The following is a 25,164-nucleotide window of genomic DNA, read 5'->3' as shown; positions in this document are numbered from 1 at the left end:
TGACGGCAGGCGGCTACGGCCGGATGCGTCGCGGTCCGCGCACCGGCGAGGAGAGTGCTATGGACGGCACGACATTCGAAGCGATGGAGACGGCGCTGCGCGGCCCGGTCATCGGCCCGCAGGACCCGGATTACGGGGAGGCGCGCACGATCTACAACGCGATGATCGACAGACGGCCCGCGGCGATCGTGCGGTGCCGGGACACGGCCGACGTCATGGCAGCGGTCGACTTCGTCCGTGACAACGGACTCGAACTCGCCGTCCGGGGCGGCGGACACAGCGGCGCGGGCCTGTGCCTCGTCGACGACGCCGTCACGATCGACCTGTCCCCGATGCGCGGCGTACGGGTCGACCCGGCCACGAGCACGGCCCGGGTCGAGGGAGGCGCGCAGCTCGGCGACCTCGACCACGCGGCGCACGGCTTCGGCCTGGCGACCCCGGCGGGCATCATGTCGACGACGGGCGTCGGGGGGCTCACCCTCGGCGGCGGCCACGGTTACCTCACCCGCAAGTACGGCCTCACGGTGGACAATCTGCTGTCCGCCGACGTGGTGCTCGCGGACGGCAGCTTCGTCACGGCGAACGAGAACGAGAACCCCGACCTGTTCTGGGCGCTGCGCGGCGGCGGCGGGAACTTCGGCGTCGTCACCTCGTTCGACTTCCGGCTGCATCCGGTGGACACGGTGGGCATGGGGATCACCGTGTGGCCGCTGGACCTGATCGGTGACGTGCTGCGCTGGTACCGCGAGTTCATGCCGCAGGCCTCCGACGACCTGTACGGCTTCTTCGCGTCGCTGACCGTTCCGCCGGGGCCGCCGTTCCCGGAAGAGGTCCAGGGTCAGAAGATGTGCGGGGTCGTGTGGTGCTTCACGGGGGACCCGGCCGGGGTGGAGGAAGCCCTGACGGTCGTCAACGAACCCGGTCCGCCCGCCTTCCACTTCACCTCACCGATGCCCTACCCGGGGCTCCAGACCCTGTTCGACCAGCTCATCCCCAAGGGCCTCCAGTGGTACTGGCGCGGGGACTTCTTCGACCGGATCACGGACGAAGCCGTCGATGTGCACGCCAGGTACGCGGAGAGTCTTCCCACCGACCTGACGACAATGCACCTCTACCCGGTCGACGGGGCGGCGTCCCGGGTCGGCCCGGACGACACCGCGTGGGCCTACCGGGACGCCCTCTGGTCGGGCGTCATCGCCGGCATCGACCCGGACCCGGCCAACGCGCGGGAGATCACGCAGTGGAGCGTCGACTACTGGGACGAGCTGCACCCGCAATCCATGGGCGGCGCCTACGTGAACTTCATCGGCGAGGGCGAGAGCCGGGAGCGCGTCAGGTCCACCTACCGCGGCCACTACGACAGGCTCGCCGCCGTCAAGAAGACGTACGACCCCGACAACCTGTTCCACGCCAACCAGAACATCGAACCGCCGCCCGCGTGACCGTCAGCTCGTCCCCCCAGGGGTGACCCGTCCGGGTGCATGTGGAACCGACCACCCCACCGGATCACCCCTGTTGCCCAACAATGTCTCCCTTGTCACGCACCACGCCCGGGGAGACCATGCGAACCCGTACGACCATCACCGCCGCACTCGGAGCAACGCTCCTGCTCACGGCTCTCACCGCCTGCGCGCAGTCCGAAGCGGAGGTACGAGCCACGTGCGAACGGGCCCTGGACAACAACTCGACGCTCAGCAACCGCCCCACGGCATGCCTGGACGTGCCCGACGAGTCCTACCGGACGCTCCTGCTGGTCTACGACCTCAAGGCGGAGGGCCTCGACTGAGAAGGGCCTCGACCGGACGTGCCTCACTCCCGGGGGCGGCGCGTGGTCGCGCTCAACGACCCCGGCGTCAGACACCGGGGTCGCCCTTCCAGGCCGGTCGCACGTGAGAGTGTGCCGACCCTCTCTCATGCTAAGCCCGGTGCATATTCCGGGCATCCGGGGCCTCGTACGCGAGGCGCTCCTCGCCCCGCGCGGGACGGGTCACGGTCCCATCGGCCAGCAGCCGGCCATTGATGGTCGCCCCCGTGGTGGCGGTGATCGAGGTGTCGGCCAGGATCGTGCCCACGAACGTGGAGTCGGTACCGAGCGTGGCCCATCTGCCAGTACACATTGCACGGCGACGATTCCCGGCCGCGCAGAACCCCCTGATTCGGCGGCTGGCATATTACGCGGGAAAGCAATCAAATCCCGGCTCATCCGAACTGGTTCGCTGAGGTCGAAGAATGTGGCGCGAGATCTGTGGAAATGATCAATACGCCGAATTCCGTCGTTCTCCATCCGGCTCGATGGGGTCCGCAGCCCGCCCGCGCAATCGTGCGCGGACGGCCGTCGGTCGGCATGTCTGCCAGTACACGGATCGCCCCGCCCGTGCCCGCGCGGCGGCCTGCCGCTTCCCTGCTGGTCCTCGTCCACGAGGATCGTTGTGTCTACGCACGATCTTGGGTGACCGTCGTGGCGGGTCGGGTACGGGACGCCCGGGAATCGCTCCCCGGGGGTGGCACCGGCGTCAGCCGGTGTCTTCTCGCTTCAACACCGCCTGCCCGGAACCCTTGCGGGAGCCAGGGCTTACGGAAGCTCTGCGAGCGTTTAAGGTCTCCCCCCTATCGGAGGCGACCGGTGTGCGCTGACCGCGCGCCGCGTACACGACGTTCGCGGCGCTGCTCTCGTGACGGTGCAGTACGCCACCGCACGACGGGCAGTAGAACCCTCTGCCGGAAGCGACGGAGCTTGGGTTTCGCTCCCCGCATTTCCCGCAGGTACAGGCGGCCTGTTCGGCCCTGTCCAGAACGACGAGCTGCGAGCCGTACCAGACGGTCTTGTAGGTGAGTTGCCTGCGCAGCTCGCCCAGACCGGCGTCCAGGAGGTGCCGGTTGATCCGGGCCTTCGCCTTCACGCTCCTGCCGGACTTACCGGGGGCGCCCCCGGCGGATGCGGTGAGCGCGACGAGGTCGAGGTCTTCGATCGCCACATGCGTGAACCCGGTGGCGAGCTTCTTGGAGACACCGTGCAGGAACGATGCGCGCCGGGCCGCGATCTGGTGATGTACGCGGGCGAGCCGGGCTGCGCTCTTCGCCCGCCGTCGCGATCCCCTGGCCGTGCGGGCCAGCGCACGCTGTGTCTTCGTCAGCTTGGCCATGTGGCCCGTGAGCGGCCGCGGGTGTTCCACCAGCGTGGAGGTGGGGTCGCCCGGGTGGAGGGGGCTGGACAGGGCGAGGTAGCGGGAGCCGAGGCCGACGCTGACAGGCCCGCCGGTCCGCTGCCGCAAGGTCGGGCGGCCGATCTGCTTGACGCGGCCGACGCGTTCGGCGGCCTTGTCGGCCTGAGTGCGGGTCAGGTACGGGGTACGCGCGCCGTCGTCGTCGATGTGTTCCCAGAGCAGGGGGATGTCCTGCCGCACCTTGGCGAGCACGGAGACGTACCAGCGGTGGCCGCCCCGGGTGACGGTCACGGACTGGATGACGGCCTGACCCCGGTCGACGAGCCGCGCGAGCGGCTTGCCCGTGTTGTGGATGCGGATGCTTCCCAGGCCCGGCATCACCAGGCGCCGGTAGCCATCCAGTCGGATGATCGGCCGGTTCACGTCGTGAAAGAGAGAGAACGATTCTGCCGCCCGGCCCTTCTTCTTGAACCGGGGATAACCCACGGAACGCCCGGCACGCCGGCCGGAGAGCGACTCCAGCCAGTTCTTCCAGGCGACCTGGGCGCGGTCGAAGCCGGAGGTGAAGCAATACACGTTGACCTCACCCCACCATGGGCTGCCACCCTCCTCCTTGGCCCGGTCGCGGTCCATGCGCCACAGAGCAGTGGTGTCGATGGCGGACGGTGTACGGAATCCGGCACTGAACGCTTCGGCCTTCAGGCTGTTGACCGCGGTGCGGGCCTCGGCCAGTAGCCGGCTCTCGCTCCCCGTGGCGAAGGCGTCCGCCCGGGCCGCGGCCAGCCGGCGGTCCAGTGCCTCCTGCCCTGCCGGGGGCTGGAACGTGGTCACGGGCCGCTTGCCGGAGGTGGTGGTCGTAAGCGACTTACGGTGGTGGTCCCACACCTTGATGCGGTCGGTGAGCCCGGCGCCGTCGGCCTTGATCCGGGCCTTCGCCTCGGCCTCGCTTAGCCCCGCATCGAGGTAGACGGTCCGGCGGGCCGCCCAGGCCCGGTGGGATTCCGTCTTCTTCGCCAGCGCGTAGTTGTAGGCCCACCGGCACGCACCGGCATAGCGAGCCAACTCCGCACGTTCGGCATCCGTGGGGTCCAGGGCGAACCGGTACGCGCGCAGGACTTGCGTCTCCGGCATATACGTTTCCCCCCGCGCGCCACGGCTACACAACGTTACGTGTGAACACGTAATGTAGCTGAAGGGTTAGTCCGGAATCCAATCACCTCAATGGGCTGAACCCGTGCGTGAGGCTCTTCCCGATAGCGAGTGCAGCCGAAACGACGAAGCGCCCCGACCGGCCGAAGCCGATCGGGGCGCTCAGTAGCAGGTCAGAGGGGACTTCCCCTCCCTGCACCACGTGTGGGACTCGAACCCACAACCAACCAGGCGCTCAGCAGTTCCTCTGACCGGTGATGCTTTGGCAGCGCCGTTCCCGACCCGCTTCGGAGCGTCCCTGAATCCGGCGACCGAGCCGATGCTGACGATGTTCCCGCCGGTTCCTGCCGCCGCTATCGCTGCGAACTGGGACATGTGGTGAGTGTGTGCGGGAGATGAGGTCGTAGGCGTGCCGCGCCCACGTGGCAGCGGTTCGCTGATCTCACCTGGACGGCGGCACGATGACTCCCGGATGGCATTCCCTAGCAGTCGCGCCTGAGACGTTGCGTCATGCGAGTTAAGGAAAATAGCGCACCGGAGTGAATAGAATTACGATCAACAGCACTTTAATTGCCATTTTCGTCTTATTGGCGTGGCATTCGCTGGCCTTGTTTCCGGAGCGCGGAAAATTATTGCGTAATATTCGGCGGCAACGTGACGGCGACCGGGCTGTTTGGTTGGGCCAGGTGTGCCGTGAACCACGACTCTCCGACAGGAAATGGCCTCTCGATGAAGTTGAAGATCCCTAAGCTGGGTTCCCGCCGTGCTTTGTCCGGCTGGCTTGCCTCAGGGCTTGCCACGACCGTTGCTGGTGTCATGGTTGCTGTGACGCCGACGCAGGCGCTGGCCATCGCAACTCCCGTGCCGTTGGGCACGGCTGCCTCGTACTCCGTTCTTGCGGGTTCGGAGGTCACGAATACTGGGCCGTCGGTTATCAGTCAGGATCTCGGGGTGAGCCCGGGGACGGCTATTTCCGGGTTCCCGCCCGGGCAGGTGCTCGGTGCGGTGCATTCCGCGGACGCTGCGGCGCTGCAGGCCAAGAGTGATTTGGTCGTGGCTTACAACAACGCGGCGGGACAGGCCACGGATTTCGCGCTTGCGGCGGGTATCGGGAACGGCGACACGCTGCTTCCGGGTGTGTACACCGCTTCGTCGGGTGTGGGGCTCACCGGTGACCTGGTTCTGGATGCCGGGGGGAACCCGAACGCGGTCTGGGTGTTCCAGATTCCTGAGGCTCTGACTACGGCGTCCTCCAGCCGGGTGCTTCTGACGAACGGCGCGTCTGCCTGCAATGTGTACTGGCAGATCGGCAGTTCGGCCACGCTGGGCACCACCTCCACGTTCGTCGGCACGATCATGGCTCTGACCTCGATCAGCGTGACCACGGGGACGAACATCCAGGGCCGTGCGCTGGCTCGCAACGGTGCGGTGACGCTCGACAACAACCGGATCTTCCTCGGAACGTGCTCGACCACGACCACGGGCGGAACGACGACCGGCACCACCACTGGAACGACTACCGGCACCACCACTGGAACGACGACCGGCACCACGACCGGTGTGCTGGGTGGTGTGCTGGGTGGCGTGACGACCGGCGGTGCGACGACGGGCGTGGTCGGCGGTGTCCTTGGCGGCGTCTCGAGCGGGGGCTTGGTCGTCGGCCAGGTGAGCGGCGGTACGTCCGGGAACATCTCCGGCAACACCTCGGGGAACGTCGCTGGCAACACGACCGGCGGTAACACCGTGGGCAACACGACCGGGAACAACACCGCGGGGAACGACACCGGCGGACACGGTGGTGGGCCCGGGGGCCCCGGCCATGGCGGTCCGGGCAACGGCGGACCGGGTCACGGCGGACCGGGTCACGGCGGTCCGGGTCACGGTCACGAGGGTGGACCGGACAAGGGCCACGAGGGTGGACCGGACCACGGCCCCGAGGGCAAGCCTGGGCACGGTCCCGAGGGCAAGCCCGGGCACGGAGGCGACGACACGCACGGCGAGCACCACGGCTACGGGGACAAGCCCGATGAGCAGGGTGGCCCTGAGGGTCATGCGGGCTAGGTCTCGGACCTGACAAGGCGGTTCCGAGGATCACGGGGGCCTGGTCTCGGACTGACCGCAGGTATCGGATGACTGGATGACAGCTCGACGGCATGCGGCAGATTCCTCCATCTGCCGCATGCCGTCAGTGGTCTTCACGACAACGGTCTTAATCGCGAGAGTTGGCATGAGAAGAACTGGGTGGGCGGTGTCAGGCGGAATGCAAGCAGTGGACACGGAAGAAGTGCAACAGTCCGAGTCCGGTCCGCCCGAGGCCGGCAGTGAGGATCAGGCTGTGTCGCCGAACCGGGCGAGAGCTGCCCGTGCCCTGCACAAGGGTTTGTTCGCCGTGGTGCTCCTGTGTCTGGTGACAGCTTTGACTCACATCGCCATGGTCTTTCTCCATGTGGCACCCGGGAATCCTGTTTCGAAGCGGTACAGCCCGCAGGTGAACGCGTGGGTGTATCCCATGTTCGAGCAGAACTGGCGGCTGTTCGCCCCGGATCCCGACTCCGTCAACCGGCAGATCTTGGCGAGGACGTCACACACCGCGCCGGACGGATCGGTCCGGGTGAGCGGCTGGTTCGACCTGGGTGCTGTGGATTCTTCGGCAGTCGAGCACAACGTATTCCCGAGCCACACGGCGCAGAACCTGCTGCGCCGCGCGTGGACGACCTACGTCGAACTGCACGGCGGTGACGACGAGGCGAACTCGGAACGGGCCGTGATGTTGCAGCAGTACCTGCGCAACATTGCCGCTGACCGTTTCGCGGACCACAACAGCGGTCCGTTCGAGTTCATCCAGCTTCGTGTCCTGACACTGCCGATCGCAGCTCCCGGCACGGCGGCCTCCAAGCGTCCGCCCGTCCCGGTCGAGAACCGGCTTCTGCCCTGGTGGAAGGTGACCCGTCATGGGAACTGAGCAGCTCCCCCCATACCCGCCCGCGGTCCTGAGCCCGGACCGGACGGCCAAACAGGAAACCACGGACGGAGTTGTCATCCGGTGGCTGAGTGAGCGGGCCGTCGCCTTCTGGACGCTGGTGACCGGCCGACCGGTGTCCTTGTACGCGACGGCGGTCCTGCGTATTGGTTACGGACTGCTGTACCTGGCGTTCCTCCTGCGTGAGTTCCCCCACCGAAACGAGATCTGGGGCCCCGGCTCGCCCTGGACACCGGAACTGGCACAGCAGCTCTTCGAGCAGTCGGGCTGGAACAGCATCCTGACATTGTCCGGCAGCCGCACCTACTTCGAGTTCTGCTACGCGGCGGCCGTGGTGACGTCCGTCCTGTTCACGCTGGGCTGGCGAACCCGCATGATGTCCGTCCTGTTCGCGGTCATGGTGGTCTCCTTCCACGCGAGGGCGATCTTCATGACGGACGGGGGAGACAACCTGATCCTGCTGATGGCCCTCTACCTCGTCCTCACCGCGTGCGGACGGTGCTGGTCCCTGGACGCGCGCAGAACCCGGCGAGCCATCGCGCGAGCGGGCACGACGCCACCACCAGCGACGAAGAGTTTCTGGCTGCGGCAACTGAACGACGCACGGGGCAAACTGACGACCGCGGTGCACAACTGCGCTCTCTTCGTCATCGCAGCCCAGGTCTGCCTCCTCTACGGAGCAGCCGGCCTGTACAAGGTTCAAGGCGCCTCGTGGGGCGGGGGCACCGCCCTCCACTACGTGCTGAACCTCGATCTCTTCCAGCCCTGGCCGGCCCTCTCGCATCTCGTGGACCAGTACCCGACCGTGATTGCGGTCGCCAGCTATGTCACCGTGCTCCTGCAGGTCGCCTTCCCCTTCGTACTCTTCGGAAGGCTGAAGTACCCCGTCCTCGCCATGCTGCTGGGAATGCACATCGGCATCGCGGTCCTCATGGGACTCCCCCTGTTCTCCGGGGCCATGATCGTGGCCGACGCGGCGTTCCTCCCTGACCGCTTCTACCTGTTCCTGGCCCGCTCCGCCCAGCGCATGGCTGCGCGAGCCGGCCTGCGACGGCACAGCGCACCCGAGGGGCCGGACTCCCTGTCCGTACCTCCACAACTCAGAGGCGGCCTCTCCACCGCGGGGCAGCAGATCACTTCGGCAGGAGGACGTTCGGCTCCAGCCGACAAGGACAAGCTGGTACCCGATCCGCGATGAGCGACCGACACAGCCGTATCGCATGGCACCCAGCACGGTGACATACGTACGGCCTGCTCGATGCCCGTCTGCAGGTGAGAGCAGGCCGACAGCGCCGGCCCGTGCCCGCACAAGGACGTGCACTCAGACAGGACGAACCAATGCCCCAGCGATCCGTACCCTCCGTGTTGGTCTACGACGGTGACTGCGCATTCTGCACCACTTCGGTGACCTGCATCATGCGGCGATTGCGACCCAAGTGCACCATTGCGCCCTGGCAGTTCACCGACCTTGACGCTCTCGGTGTCACCCGCAGGAGAGCCCAGCACGAACTCCTGTACATCTCGCCGACAGGGACGGTGTACGGCGGCGCGCAGGCCGTCGCCAAAATCCTGCTGCGTGCGGGCGGCATCTGGGCCTGGCCCGGCGGGGCGCTCACCTTGCCCCCGGCCCGCTGGATCGCCCACGGCATCTACCGCATCATCGCTGCCCACCGTCACCGGCTGCCCGGGGGCTCACCGGCCTGCGCGGTGCCGACCGAACACTGACCGGGCTGGCCCGTGGCCCCTGGTCGGCCGCCGGTTTCGGTGAGCGACGGGAGACGTAGCAGCCGCTGACCGACGCCAGACAGACCCCTTCTTCACTGCAGGGGCCCCTCGGCTGCGGTGGAGGGCCTCTGTTTGAACGGCCGCTTGTGGTGCCGCAACCGGCGTTCGTCGTGGAACCGCCGCCGACTGCTTCGTGAGCCCTAACCACTTACTCAGTGATGCGAGCTGGCCCAGCGGCCGGGGGAGTAGTGGGCGGCCCAGGAATCGCTGCCTACGTGCTCCACCTTTCCTGCGCAGCGGGTTACGCCGACTTTGTCGTGTGCGAACGGCACATGCGTGACCCTCTGACTCACGGACTTAGGCGGGTGGGGCTGAGGACGCAGGTCCACCGCCGCCTTGCCGATGCCGTAGAAGCCATGGAAGAGGCGCTGGCGGCTTCGTAGCCGACTGGCCAGGCCAATGCGCGCCCCCGCCACCAGCCGGAGAAACTCACAGCCCGACAGTCCCCGCAGATCCGCGCCAGTAGTGCCTGTTGCCGGTCCGTTCGCTCACGCATCGCTCACGCAACAGGTCGGGAATGACGAAGCGCCCCGACCGGCCGAAGCCGATCGGGGCGCTCAGTAGCAGGTCAGAGGGGACTTCCCCTCCCTGCACCACGTAGGCCGTGTGGGACTCGAACCCACAACCAACGGATTAAAAGTCCGCTGCTCTGACCAATTGAGCTAACGGCCCTCGCGGATCACCCCCGAGCATAGCCCGCCCGGGCCCGGCAGCCGATCCGGTATCCGGTACCGGGCCCGTCGCATCCGGTCGGCGCGCGGACGCGGGGCGGATGGGCGGGGGCCCCGGTCCGGTTCGTGCGTTTGTGAACCGGCTGCCGGGTGGTCAGCCGATGCGGGCGTACGTCAGCCGGCGGGTCGACGCGAGCTTCCTCGGGGGCTTGGCGGGCGTACCGGGCGTACCGGCCCCGTCAGAAGATCCCCTTGTAGACGTGCCAGCCGGTGCCGATCTGCGTACGGCCGCCGAACGCTCCCTGGCCCTTGCCGTTGTTACGGAAGAGCCGGCCGCTCGTGTCCCGCTCGACCAGGTCCGGCCTGCCGTCCCCGGTGATGTCCCCGACGCCGACCACCACGTCGTACGAGCGTCCCCAGTCCGCCGCGACCAGGGCCCGCCCGGCGAACCGGCCGTTGCCCAGGCCGTCGTAGCGCCACAGTCCGCCGTTGCGGTCGTGGGCGAGCAGGTCGGCCCTGCCGTCCCCGGTGATGTCCCCGACGCCCGTCATGCGCGCGTACTTGCCCAGGGCGCTGCCGATCCTCACCCGCGCGGCGAACTTCCCGCCCGCTGCTCCGGCGTGGAGGTAGACGTCCCCGGTGGACTTCTGACGGCTGACCAGGTCCGGCCTGCCGTCCCCGTTCAGATCGCCGGCCGACGTCAGCACGTCGTACTGCTGCCAGCCCGTCCCCAGCGAGGCATGGCTGCTCGACGGCGTGTACGCCCCGCCGCAGCGGCCCGCGTAGCGGCGCAGCTCTCCGGTCGGCATCCGCACCAGCAGCTCGGCACAGCGGTCGCTGCCCGTGTCCGCGAACGGAATGGCGACGCTGCCCGCCGGCCAGCCGGCGCCGGAGGATTTGCCTGAGAAGACCCCGTTCCGCTGCCCGAACTGCTGGGTCAGCGTGCCCTTGGAGTTGAACGTGACCAGGTCCCCATAGCTGTGGTGTGCCTGGTCGTGGAAGCCCTGACGGCCACCCGTGACACCGATCGTGCCCTGGGTGACGTACGCACCGGCGCCCTCGCGCGCGGTGGCGGTGAGGCTCCAGGTGTGCGGGCCGCTGTAGGTGTGAACGCCCGTGTCGGTGCGCCCGTCCCAGACGAGGTCGACCTCGGTGCCGCCACCGCCCTTCATGGTCCTGACCGTCCGCCCGTAACCGTCCTTGACGGTGAAGGTCCAGGTCGCGGGCTTGCTGAGCTGCCAGGTGCTCGCCCAGACCTGCCCGCCGCTGGTGTCCTTGAGATCCAGGTAGGTGTCGTCCTGGTCGGCGGAGATCTTCTCCAGCGGCTGGGTCGGCACCCCGCTGGGCACGACGTGCGCCGCGTGGGAGGCGTCCAGATACGCGATGTCGCCGCCGAACTTGTCGACCGCCCAGGTGAGTCCGCGCTGGTCGGCGGTGTTGCCGGCGGGCAGGTCAGCGACCGCGCGAGGCGCCGCGACCGCCCCGGTGTGGAAGTCGCTGAGCACCAGCTTCCCGGCGGTCCGGTCGTGCCGGACGAGGAAGCCGTCACCGACCAGCGCCGGCCCGGACGGGACGGCGAGCGACTTCTTCGCCGTACGGTCCCAGACCCCGGCGACCCCGGACGGGCCGCAGTTCCAGTAGACCCAGCGGCCGACCGGCCGCACTTCCCTGATCACACACGGCGCGCCCGTGGCGACGGTCTCGACGGCCTTCTTCTGCGCGATGTCGAACACGGTCAGCGCACCGGCCGTCGAACTCGCGGTCCACAGCCGGGTTCCCCAGATGCCGGCCGCGGTGACGGCCCGGGTCGTCCGGACGTCGCTGCTGCGGTAGGTGAGCCGGCCGTCGACGTACTGCGTGGCGGGCGAACCGGCGTTCATGACGTAGTACGAGCCGGTCAGGTCCACCAGGTCCACGGAGCTCGACCTGACGTCGTCGGTGTGGAGCGAGTCGTTGGTGACCCAGATCTGGAGGGTCTCCGTGCCGGACCCGTCCACGGCCACGACGCCGTAGTGGCCGTTGCCCGCACCCGTCATACGGACGCAGGAGCCCGCATCGCACGGCACCGCCTTGAGGTGACCCCCTCCGGCGTACTCACCGGCGTAGTTCATGTACGCCGGTGCGCCCACCGCCGACGCGTCCGCGGTGACCTGTCGCTGAGTGATGTACGGGCTGCCGCTCGGCGCCTGCTCCACCGTATGGAGCAGACCACCGGAGAACTCGACGCCCCGCCCGGTCGTCGGTACGGGGTCGGCGACGGCCGCGACAGCGGCCGGCGGAGCGGCCTGCGCACCGGGCACGACAGCCACGGTGGTGGCAAGGACGGCCAAAGAGGCCAGAGTGATACGGCCACGCGCAGAGCGAGCCAAGAGAGTCCCTCCCCAGGAATACCCATGGGCACGGAGAGGCCGCGGCGGTCTGCTGATGAGCTGTCGCCCGCCGGTTCGTACCTTCGTACCGGACCCGGGCCCCCCGGCCGAGCCCCCCGTGCAAGTCGCCGGATCGTAGCAGCCGTTCCGGATGTGCCGTGCGGAAAAAGAAAAGCGGGCCCGTTCGTGAAGAACGGGCCCGCTTCAGCAGGTCACAGGCTTACGCCGGGGAAGGCGATCAGCCGTTGCGCTTCCAGCGCGGCTTGTCGTCGCGGCGGCCGAACGAGCCGGTGCTCGTGCCGGTGCCGGTGCCACCGCGGTGGTCGTCGCGGCGACCGGTCGGACGCTCGCTGGCGCCGCCGGCGCGGAAGCCGCCCGCGGGACGGTCGTCCCGACGGTCACGGTTGAACGGACGGTCGCTGCCGCCGGAGCGGAAGCCACCGGACGGACGCTCGTCACGACGGTCACGGTTGAACGCCGGACGGTCGTTGTCCCGGTTGAACGACGGGCGGTCGTTGTCGCGACGCTCGAAGGAACGGCCACCACGGTCGTCACGACGGTCGCCGCCACCGGCACCGCCGGAGCGGAAGCCACCGGACGGACGCTCGTCACGACGGTCACGGTTGAACGCCGGACGGTCGTTGTCCCGGTTGAAGGACGGACGGCCACCACGGTCGTCACGACGGTCGTTGCCACCGGAGCGGAAGCCGCCCGACGGACGCTCGTCACGACGGTCACGGTTGAACGCCGGACGGTCGTTGTCCCGGTTGAAGGACGGACGGCCACCACGGTCGTCACGACGCTCGAAGGAACGGCCACCACGGTCGCCGCCGCGGTCGTTGCCACCGCGGTACCCACCACGGTCGCCACCGCGGTCGTCACGCTTGCCGAAGTTGCCGCGGTCGTCGCGACGGTCCTCGCGGACGGCCGGCTGCTCCGGTACGGCTGCGGCGGCGGCCTCGATCGCGGCCTCCGCCTCGGCGGCGGCCGCGGCCACTGCCTCCTCGGGGTCGTCCCCCCGCTCGCGGGCGGCGCGGGCGACCAGACGGTCGGCCTCCTCGCGCAGCTCGCCGGCGCGGCGCTGGATGCGCTCCAGCTGCTTCGTCAGGTCGGCGACCTCGCGCTCGGCCTGCTTGGCGGCGTTGTTCGCGGAGTCGGCCTGCACCTCGGTCAGGGACCGGGCACCGGTGATCTCGGCGACCTCGGGCTCGAAGACGCCCGCGCCCTGCACGATGTGACGCGAGGCGTCGACGCCCGCGTCCTCCATGAGGCGGAAGATCTGGCGACGCTGGTGCGGAAGCGCCAGCGACACGACGACACCGGACTTGCCGGCACGGGCGGTACGGCCCGAGCGGTGCAGGTAGTCCTTGTGGTCGCCGGCCGGGTCCACGTTCAGGACCAGGTCGATGCCGTCGACGTGGATACCGCGCGCGGCGACGTCGGTGGCGACGAGCGCGTTGACGTAGCCCTTCTTGAAGTCTTCGAGGACGCGGGTACGGGCACCCTGCGTCATGCCGCCGTGCAGCGCGTCCGCCTTCACGCCGGACTCGATGAGCTGCTCGGCGATACGGTCGGCGCCCAGCTGGGTGCGGACGAAGATGATCGTGCGGCCCTTGCGGGCGGCGATCGCGGCCGTGACCGGCGCCTTGTCCTTCGGCTTCACGACGAGGACGTGGTGCGACATGGTCGAGACGTTGCCCTGGGCGCTGTCCACCTCGTGGGTGACCGGGTTGCTCAGGTAACGCTTGACCAGCGTGCCGATCTCGTTCTCCATGGTGGCGGAGAAGAGCATGCGCTGGCCGCCGCCGGGGATCTGGTCGAGCAGCTCGGTGACCTCGGGCAGGAAGCCCAGGTCCGACATCTGGTCGGCCTCGTCGAGGACGGCCACCTGGACGTTGGCCAGGGAGCAGGCACCGCGGTTGATGATGTCGCGCAGACGGCCCGGGGTGGCGACGAGGACGTCGACACCGCGCTCCAGCGCGTAGATCTGGTTGCTCATCGACGTACCGCCGCAGACGACCTTCATCTTCAGGCCGAGTACGTCGCCGTACGGCTGAAGCGCGTCCGCGACCTGCATCGCGAGCTCACGCGTCGGCGTCAGGATGATCGCGCGGGGCTTCTTCTTCTCGGTGTGACCGCCGGCCAGCGTGGCCAGGGTCGGGAGACCGAAGGAGAGGGTCTTGCCGGAGCCGGTACGGCCACGGCCGAGGATGTCCTTGCCGGCCAGGGCGTCCGGGATGGTCGCGGCCTGGATCGGGAAGGGCGCGGTGACGCCGTTCTGGGCGAGCTTGCGGACGATGCCCTCGGGCAGACCGAGGGAACCGAAGGTGACGGTCGGCTCGGCGTCCTCGGCGTCTTCGGCCTCGGCGCTGTCGTCGGCGGCGACCTCTGCGGTCTCCACGGTCTCAGCGGCGACGGTCTCGACGGGGGCGGCCTCGGCGACCTCGGCGGCGGCGGTCTCGACGACCTCCACGACCTCGACCTCGACGACCTTCACGACCTCGGGGTCGGCGGCGACGGCGGTTGCGGTGTCGGCCTCGGCCACGACGGCCTCGGCGAGCTCCGCGAGCTCGTTGTCCTCGACGCTCTCGATGGTGTCGAGGGTGATCAGCTCGTCGTTGTCGACGTTCTCGGGCATGACGGTGTGGTCAGAACTGGAAATTGACATGCGAAATGCGAAACCTTCCGGAGTCTCGGCACGCGCCCGTAACTCCGTGATTCGCAATTTCGACCGCCTCAATGCGGTCCAGCCACGGCAAGGGAGAGTACGCGCCACACGGCGCTCTTCTGTGTCGGCGCCGGGCAATGGGATCAAACGATCTATAACCATACGCACCCTTACCCACTTAGCGCAAACCGCCTGCCCGCAAGGGCCTTCCCGCACCCCGCCACGCCCTCGCTCACGCGGGCGCGACCTGCGGTGATGCCTCGGGTGTGCGCTGCGTCTCAGGGCCTTCCGGAGCGCCCATCGCGCGGTTTCTGAGCTGTGCGGCGGGCGATGCGGAGGGCGGCTCCGAGGGCTCCGGCGGCGGAGTCGGTTCCGGGTCGGGACCGGGGTCCGTGGGGGGTGGACCGGGCGGCTCGGAAGTGACCGGCGGAGGTGGCGGCTCGCCCGGCCCCGGCACCGAGGGCTGCGGGGCCGGCGGGTCGCCCGCACCGGTCGGCAACGGCGCGCCGGGCTTCGGAGCGGGCCGCGCCCCGCCCGGGCCCGCCGAGGGCGTGGCGCCCGAGGCGCTCGGGTCCGGTTTCGCGCCGGCCTCCCGGTCGGACTGCGCCTCGGCACGGCTGCCGCCGTGGCCGGCCCGGCCCGAGTCCGGGACCGTACCGCCGTTCGGTTCGGCCGAGGCTCCCTTCGGACCGGCCGACCGCGAGGGCGCCGGTTTCCCGCCGTCGTCGCCGACGCTCATGCAGCCGGTGGACGCGGCGATCGTCAACGCGGTGACGGCTGCCCAGCGGACAGGGGCGGACAACTGGCGCACGGGTGGCACCTCCGGGGCGTGAGAGGGAACGGGGAAGGCGGGGCTCCGTGCCCAACTCCCCCGACCCCACCGGGGACACGCCCGCGAAGCGAGCTACCGCCCGAACCCGCCCGCGAGCTCCGCCCCCAGGAACACCGCGCCGAGACCCGCCAGCAGGGACGTCACGACATTGGCCGCGGCGAGGAACGCCCGGCCGCTCTCGGCCAGCCGCAGCGTCTCGTACGAGAACGTGGAGTACGTCGTCAGCGCCCCGCACAGCCCCGTACCGAGCAGGGCGTACACGGGTTCGGACACCGCCGCCCCGGTCAGTACGCCGAGGAGCAGACTGCCCGCCGCGTTGGCGGTGAAGGTCCCCCACGGGAACACGTACAAAGGTCCGCTGCCGTGACGCGCCTGCACCGCGCGGTCCGTCAGATAACGCAAGGGGGCCCCGACGGCCCCGCCGAACACCACCAGGAGCCAGTTCACGCGGCCCTCTCACCGCCGCGCGCGCCCAGCAGCGCCCGGGTCGCCGCTGCCGCGGCCCACACCGCGCCGAGCGCCCCCACGACCGTCGCCGCCGCGTACGCCATGGCCGTCAGCGCCTCCTGGCGGTCCAGCAGCTTCGACACATCGGCCGCGTACGTCGAGAAGGTCGTGAAGCCGCCGAGCACCCCGACCCCCAGGAACGGCCGCACCAGCGGGTGGGCCGCCCCGTCCCGCTCGACGACCAGCACCATCAGCACGCCGATCAGGGCGCAGCCGGTCACATTGACGCCGAGGACCGCCCAGGGGAACGCCCCGTCGGCGGCCGGCCAGAGCTCCAGCGCCCCGTACCGCGCGACGGCGCCCAGCGCCCCGCCCGCCGCGACGGCCGCGAGCACCTTCCACTTCGCGCGACCGGCGGTCTCCGCCCGTTGCGCGGGATCGGACAGGTCGACATCCGGGTCGACGGCGGGGCCATGCGGACCGCCGGCTTCCGGCTCGGGGTGGAGCGTGCTCACCCGTACCCCAGGGCGTGCAGCCGCTCGTCGTCGATGCCGAAGTGGTGGGCGATCTCGTGCACCACGGTGATCTCGGTCTCGGCGACGACGTCCTCGCGCGCCTCGCACATCCGCAGCGTCGGCCCGCGGTAGATGGTGATCCGGTCCGGCAGCACCCCCGCGTACCACTCACCGCGATCGGTCAGCGGCGTGCCCTCGTAGAGCCCGAGCAGGTCGGGATCGCCGGGGTCCGGTTCGTCCTCGACGAACACCGCGACGTTGTCCATCAGCCGCATCAGCTCCGGCGGAATCCGGTCAAGAGCTTCGCTCACCAGCTCTTCGAACTCCTCGCGCGTCATCTCCAGCACCCCGCCATTGTCACGTATGACAGGCCCGCACCGCCTGCTCCGTCCGCACCCACTGCCGTACGCCCCGCATGCCCCGGACCGAACCAGGGCATACGGGCCCAATGGCCAGCGCCCCGTTCCGCGCCGCAGTCGTCCGTCTCCGGCACCGCTCCCGCTCCACCACCCCCGCCGGCACCCTCGCCGACGCCCCGCGCCCCGTCACCCGCGCACTCGGCCTCGTCGCCGTCGTCGTACTGGGAGCCTGGCTGGGCCTGCTGGTCGTCGGCAGTGTCCGTACGCCGGTAGGGCCCATGGACACCGACATGACCCTGCGCCCGTCCCTCAGCGGCGGCACCAAGATCAACGTGTCCCCGCTCGGCGCCCTGGAGCTGGACTCCCACACCGCCCCGATCCGCCTCGACGTCGACGTCGACCGGCTCGACCCGGTGCGCTCCCAGGCCCTGGTCAAGCACCCCGAACGGCTCTCCGGCCTCCAGGACGAGGTCGCGTCCGACGTCGTCTCCGGCACCCGCGACCTGGCGATCCGCTCCTGCGTGGCCGTCGTCTCCGGCGCCACCGCCCTCGGCCTCGCCGTCTACCGCCGCCCGCGCCGCGCCCTCGCGGCGGGCGGCCTGGCACTGGCGCTCCTGGCCGCCTCGGGCATCTCCGCGTACGCCACGTGGAACCCCAAGTCGGTCCTGGAGCCGAAATTCTCCGGGCTGCTCTCCAGCGCCCCCTCACTCGTCGGCGACGCACGCTCGATCGTCACCGAATTCGACGTCTACCAGCAGGAACTGGCCCGCCTGGTCACCAACGTCACTAAGCTGTACGACGCCACGTCCACGCTGCCCGTCTACCGTCCTGACCCGGCCACGATCCGCGTCCTGCACGTCTCCGACATCCATCTCAACCCGGCGGCCTGGCACATCATCGGCTCGCTCGTCGAGCAGTACGAGATCGACGTGATCATCGACTCCGGCGACACCATGGACCACGGCACCGCCGCCGAGAACGGCTTTCTGGACCCGATCCGCGACCTCGGAGCGCCGTACGTCTGGGTCCGCGGCAACCATGACTCGAAGGTCACCCAGAAGTATCTGAAGGGTTTGCGCAACGCGCACGTCCTGGACGAGGGCAGCGCCCTGAACGTCGGCGGGCTACGGGTGGCCGGCACGGGCGACCCCCAGTTCACCCCGGACCGCTCGGTCCCCGCCCAGGGGAAGGCGGCCGAACGGATGGCGGGGCTCCGGCTGGCCTCGGCCCTGCGCGACCAGGAGCGGGCCGGCACCCCGGTGGACATCGCGGTCGCCCATGACCCGAATGCCGCACGCGAGACCGACGGCACCGTCCCCCTCGTCCTGGCCGGCCATGTGCACCACCGGGTGAACGAGGTGCTGAAGCTCGGTACGCGGCTGAAGGTCGAGGGCTCCACGGGCGGCGGGGGCCTGCGCGCCGTGCAGAACGAGAAGCCCGAGAAGGTGCACGCCTCGGTGCTCTACCTGGACCGCTCGACCCGCCGCCTCCAGGCGTGGGACGAGATCACGCTCGGCGGTCTCGGCCTGACGACGGCCGAGGTCAGCCGCCACCTTCCGGAGGAGAACACGGCCGGCCGCTCCCCCTCCCCGACGGCTCCCACGCCCTCCGGCTAAACCGTTTTGGCGTTCGCCGCCGCATCCCATATGCTTCTGACGTCCCCGACGCGCTGGAAAGCAAACCGGCGGGCCCTTAGCCCTCATCGTCTAGTGGCCCAGGACGCCGCCCTTTCAAGGCGGTAGCACGGGTTCGAATCCCGTTGGGGGCACGCTTTACCGTGTGCGAGACTTGTCTCGCACACTAGCTTGGTCCTGTGGAGCAGTTTGGAGTGCTCGCCACCCTGTCAAGGTGGAGGCCGCGGGTTCAAATCCCGTCAGGACCGCTGCAGCCCGTATGAGCTGCGTGGCTGGGTAGCTCAGTTGGTACGAGCGATCGCCTGAAAAGCGATAGGTCGCCGGTTCGATCCCGGCCCCAGCCACCACCCGAAGGCCCCGTCCACTGGACGGGGCCTTCGTCGTGTCAGGCCCGGCGGCGCCACGCCCGTACCGCGAACACCAGCGCCACTGTCGCCACCACGGCTCCCAGCAGCGCCGCGTCCGGCACGTACGCGCCGAGGCGCTGGGCCCACTGCTCCACGGCGAACGAGTCGTCCACGTTCAGCAGTCCCGGCAGCGCGGTCGTCCCGTCGTAGACGAGGAAGAGCGTGCCGAGGCCGATGAAGAGGAGTCCGGACAGCAGGGTGGTGCTGTGCAGTTCGAAGCGGCCGACGCGCAGGACGCGGCCCCTGAGCCACGCCCGGCGCCCCAGCTCGTACCGCTCCCAGAGCAGGGCGAGCAGGAACAGCGGTACGGCCATGCCCAGCGCGTAGACGGCGAGCAGCAGCCCGCCGTAGACGGGGCTGCCGCTGACGGCGGCCACGGTGAGGACGCTGCCGAGGATCGGGCCCGCGCAGAAGCCGGCCAGCCCGTAGACCGCGCCCAGGGCGTACACCGAGAACGCGGTCGTGGGGCGGATGCGTCCGCTGAGGGCGGCGATCCGCCGTGAGGCGAAGCCCAGGCCCACGATCTGGGCGATGCCGAGCGCGATGATCAGCCAGCCCGCGCCGAGGACCAGTGCGTCGCGGTGGCCGTAGAAGAGCCGTCCGGCGTACGAGCCCGCGGCGCCGAGGGGCACGAGGGTGGTGGCGAGTCCTGCGTAGAAGATGCCGGTGCGGGCCAGCAGCCGTGAGGCTGAGTCGACGGAGTAGGCGAAGAAGGCGGGCAGGAGCAGGGCGCTGCACGGGCTGACCAGGGCCAGCAGCCCGCCGAGGAAGGCCGCGAAGTAGCCGATGTCCGCCGTCACTTCGCGGTGTCCTCGGCTTCCTTGGCGTCCTTGGTGTCCTTCGCCCTCTCCGCCTCGGCCGCCGCCTCGATGGCCTGCGTGAAGGTCTCCTTCGGCTGGGCTCCGGCGATGGGGCGGCCGTTGACGAGGAAGGACGGCGTGGAGGTGGCGCCGATTCCGTATCCCTGCTCCTGGTCGGCGCGGACCGCGTCCGCCGCGGCGGTGCCGTCCGTGTCGCGGACGAACCGGTCGAGGTCCTTCACGCCGGCCTGCCGGGCGAGTTCCTTCAGGCGGTCCTTGCCGAAGCCCTTCTCCTTGGCGCCCTCGGCGTAGGCGGCGCGGTGGAACTCCCAGAAGCGGCCCTGCTGTCCCGCGGCCCAGGCGGCGCGCGCGGCGGCCTCGGACTCCTCGCCGAAGATCGGGAAGTTGCGCCATTCGATGCGCAGGGTGCCGTCCCGCACGTACTTCTTGATCAGGGCCGGCTCGGTGTCCCGGGCGAACTTTCCGCAGTAGCCGCACTTGAAGTCGGCGTACTCGATGAGGACGACGGGTGCGTCGGTGGGGCCCTGTGCCAGCTTGTCGCCCGCGTCGCGGCGGGCCAGCCCGGCCAGCTCCGCGTAGACGTCGGCGGACGGATCGGCGCTCACCTCGGCGACCGAGGAGGAGGCGGCGGGGCCGGAGCCGTCCGGTCCGGTGGCGGCGTAGGAGGCGTAGCCGAGGAGCCCGGCGGCGAGGACGACGACCGCGCCGTACAGCAGCGGCTTCTTCGATGAGGACGACGAGGATGTGGACGAGGGCGTGGGCATGCGTCACTCCGTGCGGTGGTGTGCGAGAAGAGGGAGAGGGGAATCGGTGCCGGCCGGCCGGCTCCGCCTACACCCTGAGCACGGAGAGTTCTATGGGGCTGGGCGTGACAGGTGCGGGCCCGCGCACCCTGATCCGCACGAGAGGTACCGCGGGCACCGCGCCGGTGGCGGCCGGGAGGCCCCACTCGGCGAGGCCGGGCGCCTGGTCGTGCGCGGCGCGGCCCCGGACGGGTCCGGCGGGCTCGGTGCCGTCGTGGCCGCTGTCCCTGCCGCATCCGGGCGCGCGCGGCCCGTCATCGGCAGGACCGGCGGCCACGGCCGGGTGACCCCCGGCCGGCGGGGCGACGGACGCGGTGGCCGGCCCGCAGAACAGCCCCAGTACGACCGTGAGCACCGCCAGCAGGCAGCACCACTGCGTACGGGACACGGCGACCGGCCTCTCGGGACATGGGTACGGTGATCAGTTGCCCGAAATGGTACGTGGTGTGATGCGGCCCCACCCCGCGGTCACGGAGGGCGTGACGGAGACCGCGCGAAATGCGTTCGCCACTCCTCGGGCCCGGGTGCGATCCTGGGACCCGTATGTCTACTTCCTTCGCCGATCTCCAGTCACAGCTCGGACAGCTCTCACTCCGCGACGCGAACCGGCTCGGCCGGCGCCTCGAGGGTGCGCGCCGCATCCGTAAGCCCGAGGCCCGACAGTCCGTGCTGGACGAGATCGCCGCCGAGGCCGGGAAGGCGGCCGAGCGGCTCGCGGGGCGTGCCTCTCGGATGCCCGCTCTGTCGTATCCGGAGCAGCTTCCCGTCAGCCAGAAGAAGGACGAGATCCTGGAGGCGATACGCGACCACCAGGTCGTGATCGTCGCGGGTGAGACCGGCTCCGGGAAGACCACGCAGATCCCCAAGATCTGTATGGAGCTGGGGCGCGGCGTCCGGGGCATGATCGGGCACACCCAGCCCCGCCGGATCGCGGCCCGCACGGTCGCGGAACGCATCGCCGAGGAGCTGGACACGCCGCTCGGCGAGGCCGTCGGCTGGAAGGTCCGGTTCACCGATCAGGTGAACCCCGAGGCGACCTTCGTGAAGCTGATGACGGACGGCATCCTGCTGGCGGAGATCCAGACGGACCGCGAGCTGCTGGCGTACGACACGATCATCATCGACGAGGCGCACGAGCGGTCGCTGAACATCGACTTCCTGCTGGGCTATCTGGCCAGGCTGCTGCCCAAGCGCCCGGATCTGAAGGTCGTCATCACCTCGGCGACCATCGACCCGGAACGCTTCGCGCGGCATTTCGGTGAGGCGCCGATCGTCGAGGTCTCGGGACGTACGTATCCCGTGGAGGTCCGCTACCGGCCGCTCCTCGAAGAAGAGGGCGAGGACTCCGACCGCGACCAGATCACCGCGATCTGCGACGCCGTCGACGAGCTCGGGTCGGAGGCGCACGGGGACGTCCTCGTCTTCCTCTCCGGCGAGCGGGAGATCCGCGACACGGCGGACGCGCTGAACAAGCGCAACCTCAGACACACCGAGGTGCTCCCCCTCTACGCCCGCCTTTCGCACGCCGAGCAGCACCGCGTGTTCCAGCGCCACACCGGCCGCAGGATCGTTCTCGCGACGAACGTCGCCGAGACCTCGCTGACGGTCCCCGGCATCAAGTACGTGATCGACCCGGGCAACGCCCGTATCTCCCGCTACAGCCACCGCACGAAGGTCCAGCGGCTGCCGATCGAGCGGATCTCGCAGGCCAGCGCCAACCAGCGCAAGGGCCGCTGCGGCCGTACGTCGGACGGCATCTGCATCCGGCTGTACTCCGAGGACGACTTCCTGACCCGGCCGGAGTTCACGGACCCCGAGATCCTCCGTACGAATCTGGCCTCCGTCATCCTTCAGATGGCCGCGGCCGGGCTGGGCGACATCGAGAAGTTCCCGTTCATCGACCCGCCGGACCACCGCAACATCCGTGACGGTGTGCAGCTGCTCCAGGAGCTCGGTGCGCTGGAGCTGGGCGAGAAGTCCCCCCAGGAGGGGAAGCGGGGGCAGCGGCTCACGCCCCTGGGACGCAAGCTCTCCCAGCTGCCCGTCGACCCGCGTCTGGCCCGCATGGTCATCGAGGCCGAGCGCAACGGCTGCGCGCGCGAGGTCATGGTGATCGCCGCCGCGCTCTCCATCCAGGACCCGCGTGAGCGGCCCGCGGAGAAGCAGACGCAGGCCGACCAGCACCACGCCAGGTTCAAGGACGAGACCTCGGACTTCCTGGCGTTCCTGAACATGTGGCGTTACATCCGCGAGCAGCAGAAGGAGCGCGGCTCCTCCAGCTTCCGCCGGATGTGCAAGCAGGAGTACCTGAACTTCCTGCGCATCCGCGAGTGGCAGGACATCTACGCCCAACTGCGTACGGTGGCCAAGCAGATGGGCATCGAGGTGAAGGAGTCCCCGACGGGCGCCGACGCCCCGGAGCAGGCGGTGCACACCTCGCTCCTCGCGGGCCTGCTGTCGCACATCGGGCTGAAGGACACCGAGAAGAACGAGTACGTGGGCGCGCGCAACGCCAAGTTCGCGATCTTCCCGGGCTCGGCGCTGTTCAAGAAGCAGCCGCGGTTCGTCATGTCGGCCGAGCTGGTCGAGACGTCCCGGCTGTGGGCCCGGGTCAACGCGAAGGTCGAGCCGGAGTGGATCGAACCGCTCGCCGGACATCTGCTGAAGCGCACCTACAGCGAACCGCACTGGGAGAAGGACCAGGCGGCGGTCATGGCGTACGAGCGGGTGACGCTGTACGGGGTTCCCATCGTCGCCCAGCGCAAGATTAATTTCGGCCGTATCGACCAAGAGGCCTCGCGCGAGCTCTTCATCCGCAGCGCACTGGTCGAGGGCGACTGGCGCACGCACCACCAGTTCTTCCATGACAACCGCAAACTCCTGGGCGAGGTCGAGGAGTTGGAGCACCGCGCCCGGCGCCGCGACATCCTCGTGGACGACGAGACGCTCTTCGATTTCTACGATCAGCGCATCCCCGAGCACATCGTCTCCGGTGCCCACTTCGACTCCTGGTGGAAGCACAAGCGGCAGGACGAGCCGGACGCGCTCGACTTCGAGCGCTCGATGCTCATCAACGAGAAGGCCGGGACCGTCACCAAGGACGACTACCCGGACTCCTGGCGCCAGGGGAAGCTCAAGTTCCGGGTGACGTACCAGTTCGAGCCCGGCGCGGACGCCGACGGTGTGACCGTCCACATCCCGCTCCAGGTCCTCAACCAGGTCACGTCCGAGGGCTTCGACTGGCAGATCCCGGGCCTGCGCCAGGACGTGGTCACGGAGCTGATCCGTTCGCTGCCCAAGCCGATCCGCCGGCACTACGTGCCCGCTCCGGACTACGCGGGCAAGTTCCTGGACCGGGCGGTGCCGCTCCAGGAGCCGTTGCCGTTCACGCTGGCCCGGGAGCTCCAGCGGATGGTCGGCGTCCCGGTGAAGGCCGACGACTTCGACCTGGCCCGGGTCCCGGACCACCTGAAGATCACCTTCCGGATCACCGACGAGCGGCGCCGCACGGTGGCCGAGGACAAGGACCTGGACGCGCTGAAGCTCCAGCTGCGCCCCAAGGCCCGCCAGGCGCTCTCCAAGGCCGCCGCGGCCACCGCGGGGCCCACGGGCGAGTCCATCGAGCGTTCGGGCCTCACCGACTGGACGATCGGCACCCTGAACCGGGTCTTCGAGACCCGCAGGGCCGGCCAGCCGGTGAAGGCGTACCCGGCCCTCGTCGACCAGGGCGAGACCGTGGCCGTACGGCTCTTCGACACCGAGGCCGAGCAGCAGCAGGCGATGTGGCGCGGCACCCGGAAGCTGATCCTGCTCAACATCCCGGTGAACCCCGCCAAATTCGCCTCGGACAAGCTCACCAACCAGCAGAAGCTGGCCCTCTCCCGCAATCCGCACGGCTCCATCCAGGCCCTGTTCGACGACTGCGCCACGGCGGCCGCGGACCGGCTGATCGCCGCGCACGGCGGCCCCGCCTGGGACGAGGAGTCGTTCCGGAAGCTGTACGACAAGGTGCGCGCCGATCTCGTGGACCTGACGGTCCGCACGGTCGGGCAGGTGCAGCAGATCCTGGCGGCCTGGCAGGCGTGCGAGCGCCGGCTGAAGGCCACCAGCAGCCTGGTCCTGATCAACAACGTCACGGACGTACGGGAGCACCTCGCCCGCCTCGTACCGCCGGGGTTCGTCACCGCGACGGGGCTGCGCAGGCTGCCCGACCTGATGCGCTATCTGGTCGCCGAGGACCGCAGGCTCCAGCAGATGCCGACGAACGTCCAGCGCGACACCACGCGCATGGAGAAGGTCCACGAGATGCAGGACGAGTACGCCTGGCTGCTGGAGCAGCTGCCGCAGGGGCGGCCGGTGCCCCAGGAGGTGCTGGACATCCGCTGGATGATCGAGGAGCTGCGGGTCAGCTACTTCGCGCACGCCCTGGGCACGGCGCAGCCCGTCTCGGACAAGCGGATCATCAAGGCGATCGACGCCGCGGCACCCTGATCCGGCGGGCCGCACGGCCCGCCGGAGGGGGCACCGGAGGGGGCGTCCGCCCGTAACGGGAGCGCCACC

General features: G+C 69.7%; 19 protein-coding genes and 4 tRNA genes. 11 read left to right on the top strand and 12 right to left on the bottom strand.

Annotated features, from left to right (window positions below):
- Window positions 1–59: 59 nt before the first annotated feature.
- Complete coding sequence (locus AC07FA_RS12820; RefSeq protein ID WP_479075125.1) at window positions 60–1,442, top strand: FAD-binding oxidoreductase; 1,383 nt, start codon at window positions 60–62, stop codon at window positions 1,440–1,442.
- Between the two features lie 92 nt (window positions 1,443–1,534).
- Window positions 1,535–1,786 (top strand): hypothetical protein, encoded by a 252-nt coding sequence (locus AC07FA_RS12815; protein ID WP_479075124.1) that lies wholly within the window; start codon window positions 1,535–1,537, stop codon window positions 1,784–1,786.
- Window positions 1,787–1,916: 130 nt separating this feature from the next.
- Here AC07FA_RS12815 and AC07FA_RS12810 read toward each other — a convergent pair whose 3' ends face one another.
- Both AC07FA_RS12810 and AC07FA_RS12805 read right to left on the bottom strand, forming a co-directional pair.
- Entirely contained in the window at window positions 1,917–2,117 is a 201-nt protein-coding gene (locus tag AC07FA_RS12810; RefSeq protein WP_479075122.1) for an ice-binding family protein, read from the bottom strand.
- 396 nt (window positions 2,118–2,513) lie between these two features.
- Window positions 2,514–4,295 carry a transposase gene (locus AC07FA_RS12805; RefSeq protein WP_479075121.1) on the bottom strand — a complete coding sequence of 594 codons (1,782 nt, stop codon included), beginning with the start codon at window positions 4,293–4,295 and terminating at the stop codon, window positions 2,514–2,516.
- Between the two features lie 747 nt (window positions 4,296–5,042).
- On the opposite strand from AC07FA_RS12805, the gene AC07FA_RS12800 reads away from it, so the two are divergent.
- The 4 genes from AC07FA_RS12800 to AC07FA_RS12785 all read left to right on the top strand — a co-directional run bounded on the left by AC07FA_RS12800 (window position 5,043) and on the right by AC07FA_RS12785 (window position 9,018).
- Window positions 5,043–6,374: an ice-binding family protein gene (locus AC07FA_RS12800; RefSeq protein WP_479075119.1), complete on the top strand. Its 1,332-nt coding sequence runs from the start codon at window positions 5,043–5,045 to the stop codon at window positions 6,372–6,374.
- A gap of 199 nt (window positions 6,375–6,573) precedes the next feature.
- Window positions 6,574–7,275: a DUF5819 family protein gene (locus AC07FA_RS12795; protein ID WP_479075118.1), complete on the top strand. Its 702-nt coding sequence runs from the start codon at window positions 6,574–6,576 to the stop codon at window positions 7,273–7,275.
- Window positions 7,265–8,491, top strand: coding sequence for an HTTM domain-containing protein (locus AC07FA_RS12790; protein ID WP_479075117.1), 1,227 nt, complete (start codon window positions 7,265–7,267; stop codon window positions 8,489–8,491). Before AC07FA_RS12795 ends, AC07FA_RS12790 begins: the two co-directional genes overlap by 11 nt.
- Window positions 8,492–8,631: 140 nt before the next feature.
- On the top strand, window positions 8,632–9,018 hold the full coding sequence (locus tag AC07FA_RS12785; protein WP_479075115.1) for a thiol-disulfide oxidoreductase DCC family protein: 387 nt from the start codon (window positions 8,632–8,634) through the stop codon (window positions 9,016–9,018).
- A gap of 658 nt (window positions 9,019–9,676) precedes the next feature.
- Here the strand turns inward: AC07FA_RS12785 and AC07FA_RS12780 are convergent.
- The 7 genes from AC07FA_RS12780 to AC07FA_RS12750 all read right to left on the bottom strand — a co-directional run bounded on the left by AC07FA_RS12780 (window position 9,677) and on the right by AC07FA_RS12750 (window position 16,927).
- Window positions 9,677–9,750, bottom strand: a tRNA-Lys gene (locus AC07FA_RS12780).
- A gap of 238 nt (window positions 9,751–9,988) precedes the next feature.
- Complete coding sequence (locus AC07FA_RS12775; RefSeq protein ID WP_479075113.1) at window positions 9,989–12,079, bottom strand: FG-GAP repeat domain-containing protein; 2,091 nt, start codon at window positions 12,077–12,079, stop codon at window positions 9,989–9,991.
- 277 nt (window positions 12,080–12,356) lie between these two features.
- Window positions 12,357–14,786 (bottom strand): DEAD/DEAH box helicase, encoded by a 2,430-nt coding sequence (locus tag AC07FA_RS12770; RefSeq protein ID WP_479075112.1) that lies wholly within the window; start codon window positions 14,784–14,786, stop codon window positions 12,357–12,359.
- A 232-nt stretch (window positions 14,787–15,018) separates the two neighbouring features.
- Window positions 15,019–15,597, bottom strand: coding sequence for a hypothetical protein (locus AC07FA_RS12765; RefSeq protein WP_479075111.1), 579 nt, complete (start codon window positions 15,595–15,597; stop codon window positions 15,019–15,021).
- Window positions 15,598–15,690: 93 nt separating this feature from the next.
- On the bottom strand, window positions 15,691–16,065 hold the full coding sequence (locus AC07FA_RS12760) for a fluoride efflux transporter FluC (RefSeq protein ID WP_479075110.1): 375 nt from the start codon (window positions 16,063–16,065) through the stop codon (window positions 15,691–15,693).
- The gene (locus AC07FA_RS12755) at window positions 16,062–16,511 is read right to left on the bottom strand and encodes a FluC/FEX family fluoride channel (protein ID WP_479075190.1); all 450 of its coding nucleotides are present in this window, start codon (window positions 16,509–16,511) and stop codon (window positions 16,062–16,064) included. Before AC07FA_RS12755 ends, AC07FA_RS12760 begins: the two co-directional genes overlap by 4 nt.
- Window positions 16,512–16,576: 65 nt before the next feature.
- Window positions 16,577–16,927, bottom strand: coding sequence for a metallopeptidase family protein (locus tag AC07FA_RS12750; protein WP_479075108.1), 351 nt, complete (start codon window positions 16,925–16,927; stop codon window positions 16,577–16,579).
- 101 nt (window positions 16,928–17,028) lie between these two features.
- Between AC07FA_RS12750 and AC07FA_RS12745 the strand changes: the two genes are divergently transcribed.
- From AC07FA_RS12745 to AC07FA_RS12730, 4 genes are all read left to right on the top strand, one after another.
- Window positions 17,029–18,555, top strand: a complete 1,527-nt coding sequence (locus AC07FA_RS12745; RefSeq protein ID WP_479075107.1) for a metallophosphoesterase family protein — start codon at window positions 17,029–17,031, stop codon at window positions 18,553–18,555.
- 79 nt (window positions 18,556–18,634) lie between these two features.
- Window positions 18,635–18,707, top strand: a tRNA-Glu gene (locus tag AC07FA_RS12740).
- 39 nt (window positions 18,708–18,746) lie between these two features.
- Window positions 18,747–18,821, top strand: a tRNA-Asp gene (locus AC07FA_RS12735).
- Window positions 18,822–18,843: 22 nt separating this feature from the next.
- A tRNA-Phe gene (locus tag AC07FA_RS12730) sits at window positions 18,844–18,920 on the top strand.
- Between the two features lie 38 nt (window positions 18,921–18,958).
- Here AC07FA_RS12730 and AC07FA_RS12725 read toward each other — a convergent pair.
- The 3 genes from AC07FA_RS12725 to AC07FA_RS12715 all read right to left on the bottom strand — a co-directional run bounded on the left by AC07FA_RS12725 (window position 18,959) and on the right by AC07FA_RS12715 (window position 20,992).
- Window positions 18,959–19,780 (bottom strand): cytochrome c biogenesis CcdA family protein, encoded by an 822-nt coding sequence (locus AC07FA_RS12725; RefSeq protein ID WP_479075106.1) that lies wholly within the window; start codon window positions 19,778–19,780, stop codon window positions 18,959–18,961.
- Window positions 19,777–20,565, bottom strand: coding sequence for a DsbA family protein (locus AC07FA_RS12720; protein ID WP_479075105.1), 789 nt, complete (start codon window positions 20,563–20,565; stop codon window positions 19,777–19,779). The genes AC07FA_RS12725 and AC07FA_RS12720 overlap by 4 nt, the downstream gene beginning before the upstream one ends.
- A 67-nt stretch (window positions 20,566–20,632) precedes the next feature.
- A complete protein-coding gene (locus AC07FA_RS12715) occupies window positions 20,633–20,992 on the bottom strand; it encodes a hypothetical protein (protein ID WP_479075104.1) in 360 nt (119 codons plus the stop codon).
- 155 nt (window positions 20,993–21,147) lie between these two features.
- Between AC07FA_RS12715 and hrpA the strand changes: the two genes are divergently transcribed.
- Window positions 21,148–25,095 (top strand): ATP-dependent RNA helicase HrpA, encoded by a 3,948-nt coding sequence (gene hrpA, locus AC07FA_RS12710; protein ID WP_479075103.1) that lies wholly within the window; start codon window positions 21,148–21,150, stop codon window positions 25,093–25,095.
- Window positions 25,096–25,164 lie beyond the last annotated feature (69 nt).

The sequence above is a fragment of the Streptomyces sp. NPDC045968 genome (assembly GCF_056430475.1).
The sequence above is the reverse complement of the archived record's forward strand: the minus strand, read 5'-3'. Positions and strand labels throughout refer to the sequence as shown.

Coding starts and splice junctions, on each gene's coding strand:
- AC07FA_RS12785 (WP_479075115.1), top strand. CDS start 8,632: ATGCCCCAGCGATCCGTACCCTCCGTGTTGGTCTACGACGGTGACTGC.
- hrpA (WP_479075103.1), top strand. CDS start 21,148: ATGTCTACTTCCTTCGCCGATCTCCAGTCACAGCTCGGACAGCTCTCA.
- AC07FA_RS12720 (WP_479075105.1), bottom strand. CDS start 20,565: ATGCCCACGCCCTCGTCCACATCCTCGTCGTCCTCATCGAAGAAGCCG.
- AC07FA_RS12800 (WP_479075119.1), top strand. CDS start 5,043: ATGAAGTTGAAGATCCCTAAGCTGGGTTCCCGCCGTGCTTTGTCCGGC.
- AC07FA_RS12805 (WP_479075121.1), bottom strand. CDS start 4,295: ATGCCGGAGACGCAAGTCCTGCGCGCGTACCGGTTCGCCCTGGACCCC.
- AC07FA_RS12745 (WP_479075107.1), top strand. CDS start 17,029: ATGGCCAGCGCCCCGTTCCGCGCCGCAGTCGTCCGTCTCCGGCACCGC.
- AC07FA_RS12795 (WP_479075118.1), top strand. CDS start 6,574: ATGCAAGCAGTGGACACGGAAGAAGTGCAACAGTCCGAGTCCGGTCCG.
- AC07FA_RS12790 (WP_479075117.1), top strand. CDS start 7,265: ATGGGAACTGAGCAGCTCCCCCCATACCCGCCCGCGGTCCTGAGCCCG.
- AC07FA_RS12820 (WP_479075125.1), top strand. CDS start 60: ATGGACGGCACGACATTCGAAGCGATGGAGACGGCGCTGCGCGGCCCG.
- AC07FA_RS12770 (WP_479075112.1), bottom strand. CDS start 14,786: ATGTCAATTTCCAGTTCTGACCACACCGTCATGCCCGAGAACGTCGAC.
- AC07FA_RS12810 (WP_479075122.1), bottom strand. CDS start 2,117: ATGTGTACTGGCAGATGGGCCACGCTCGGTACCGACTCCACGTTCGTG.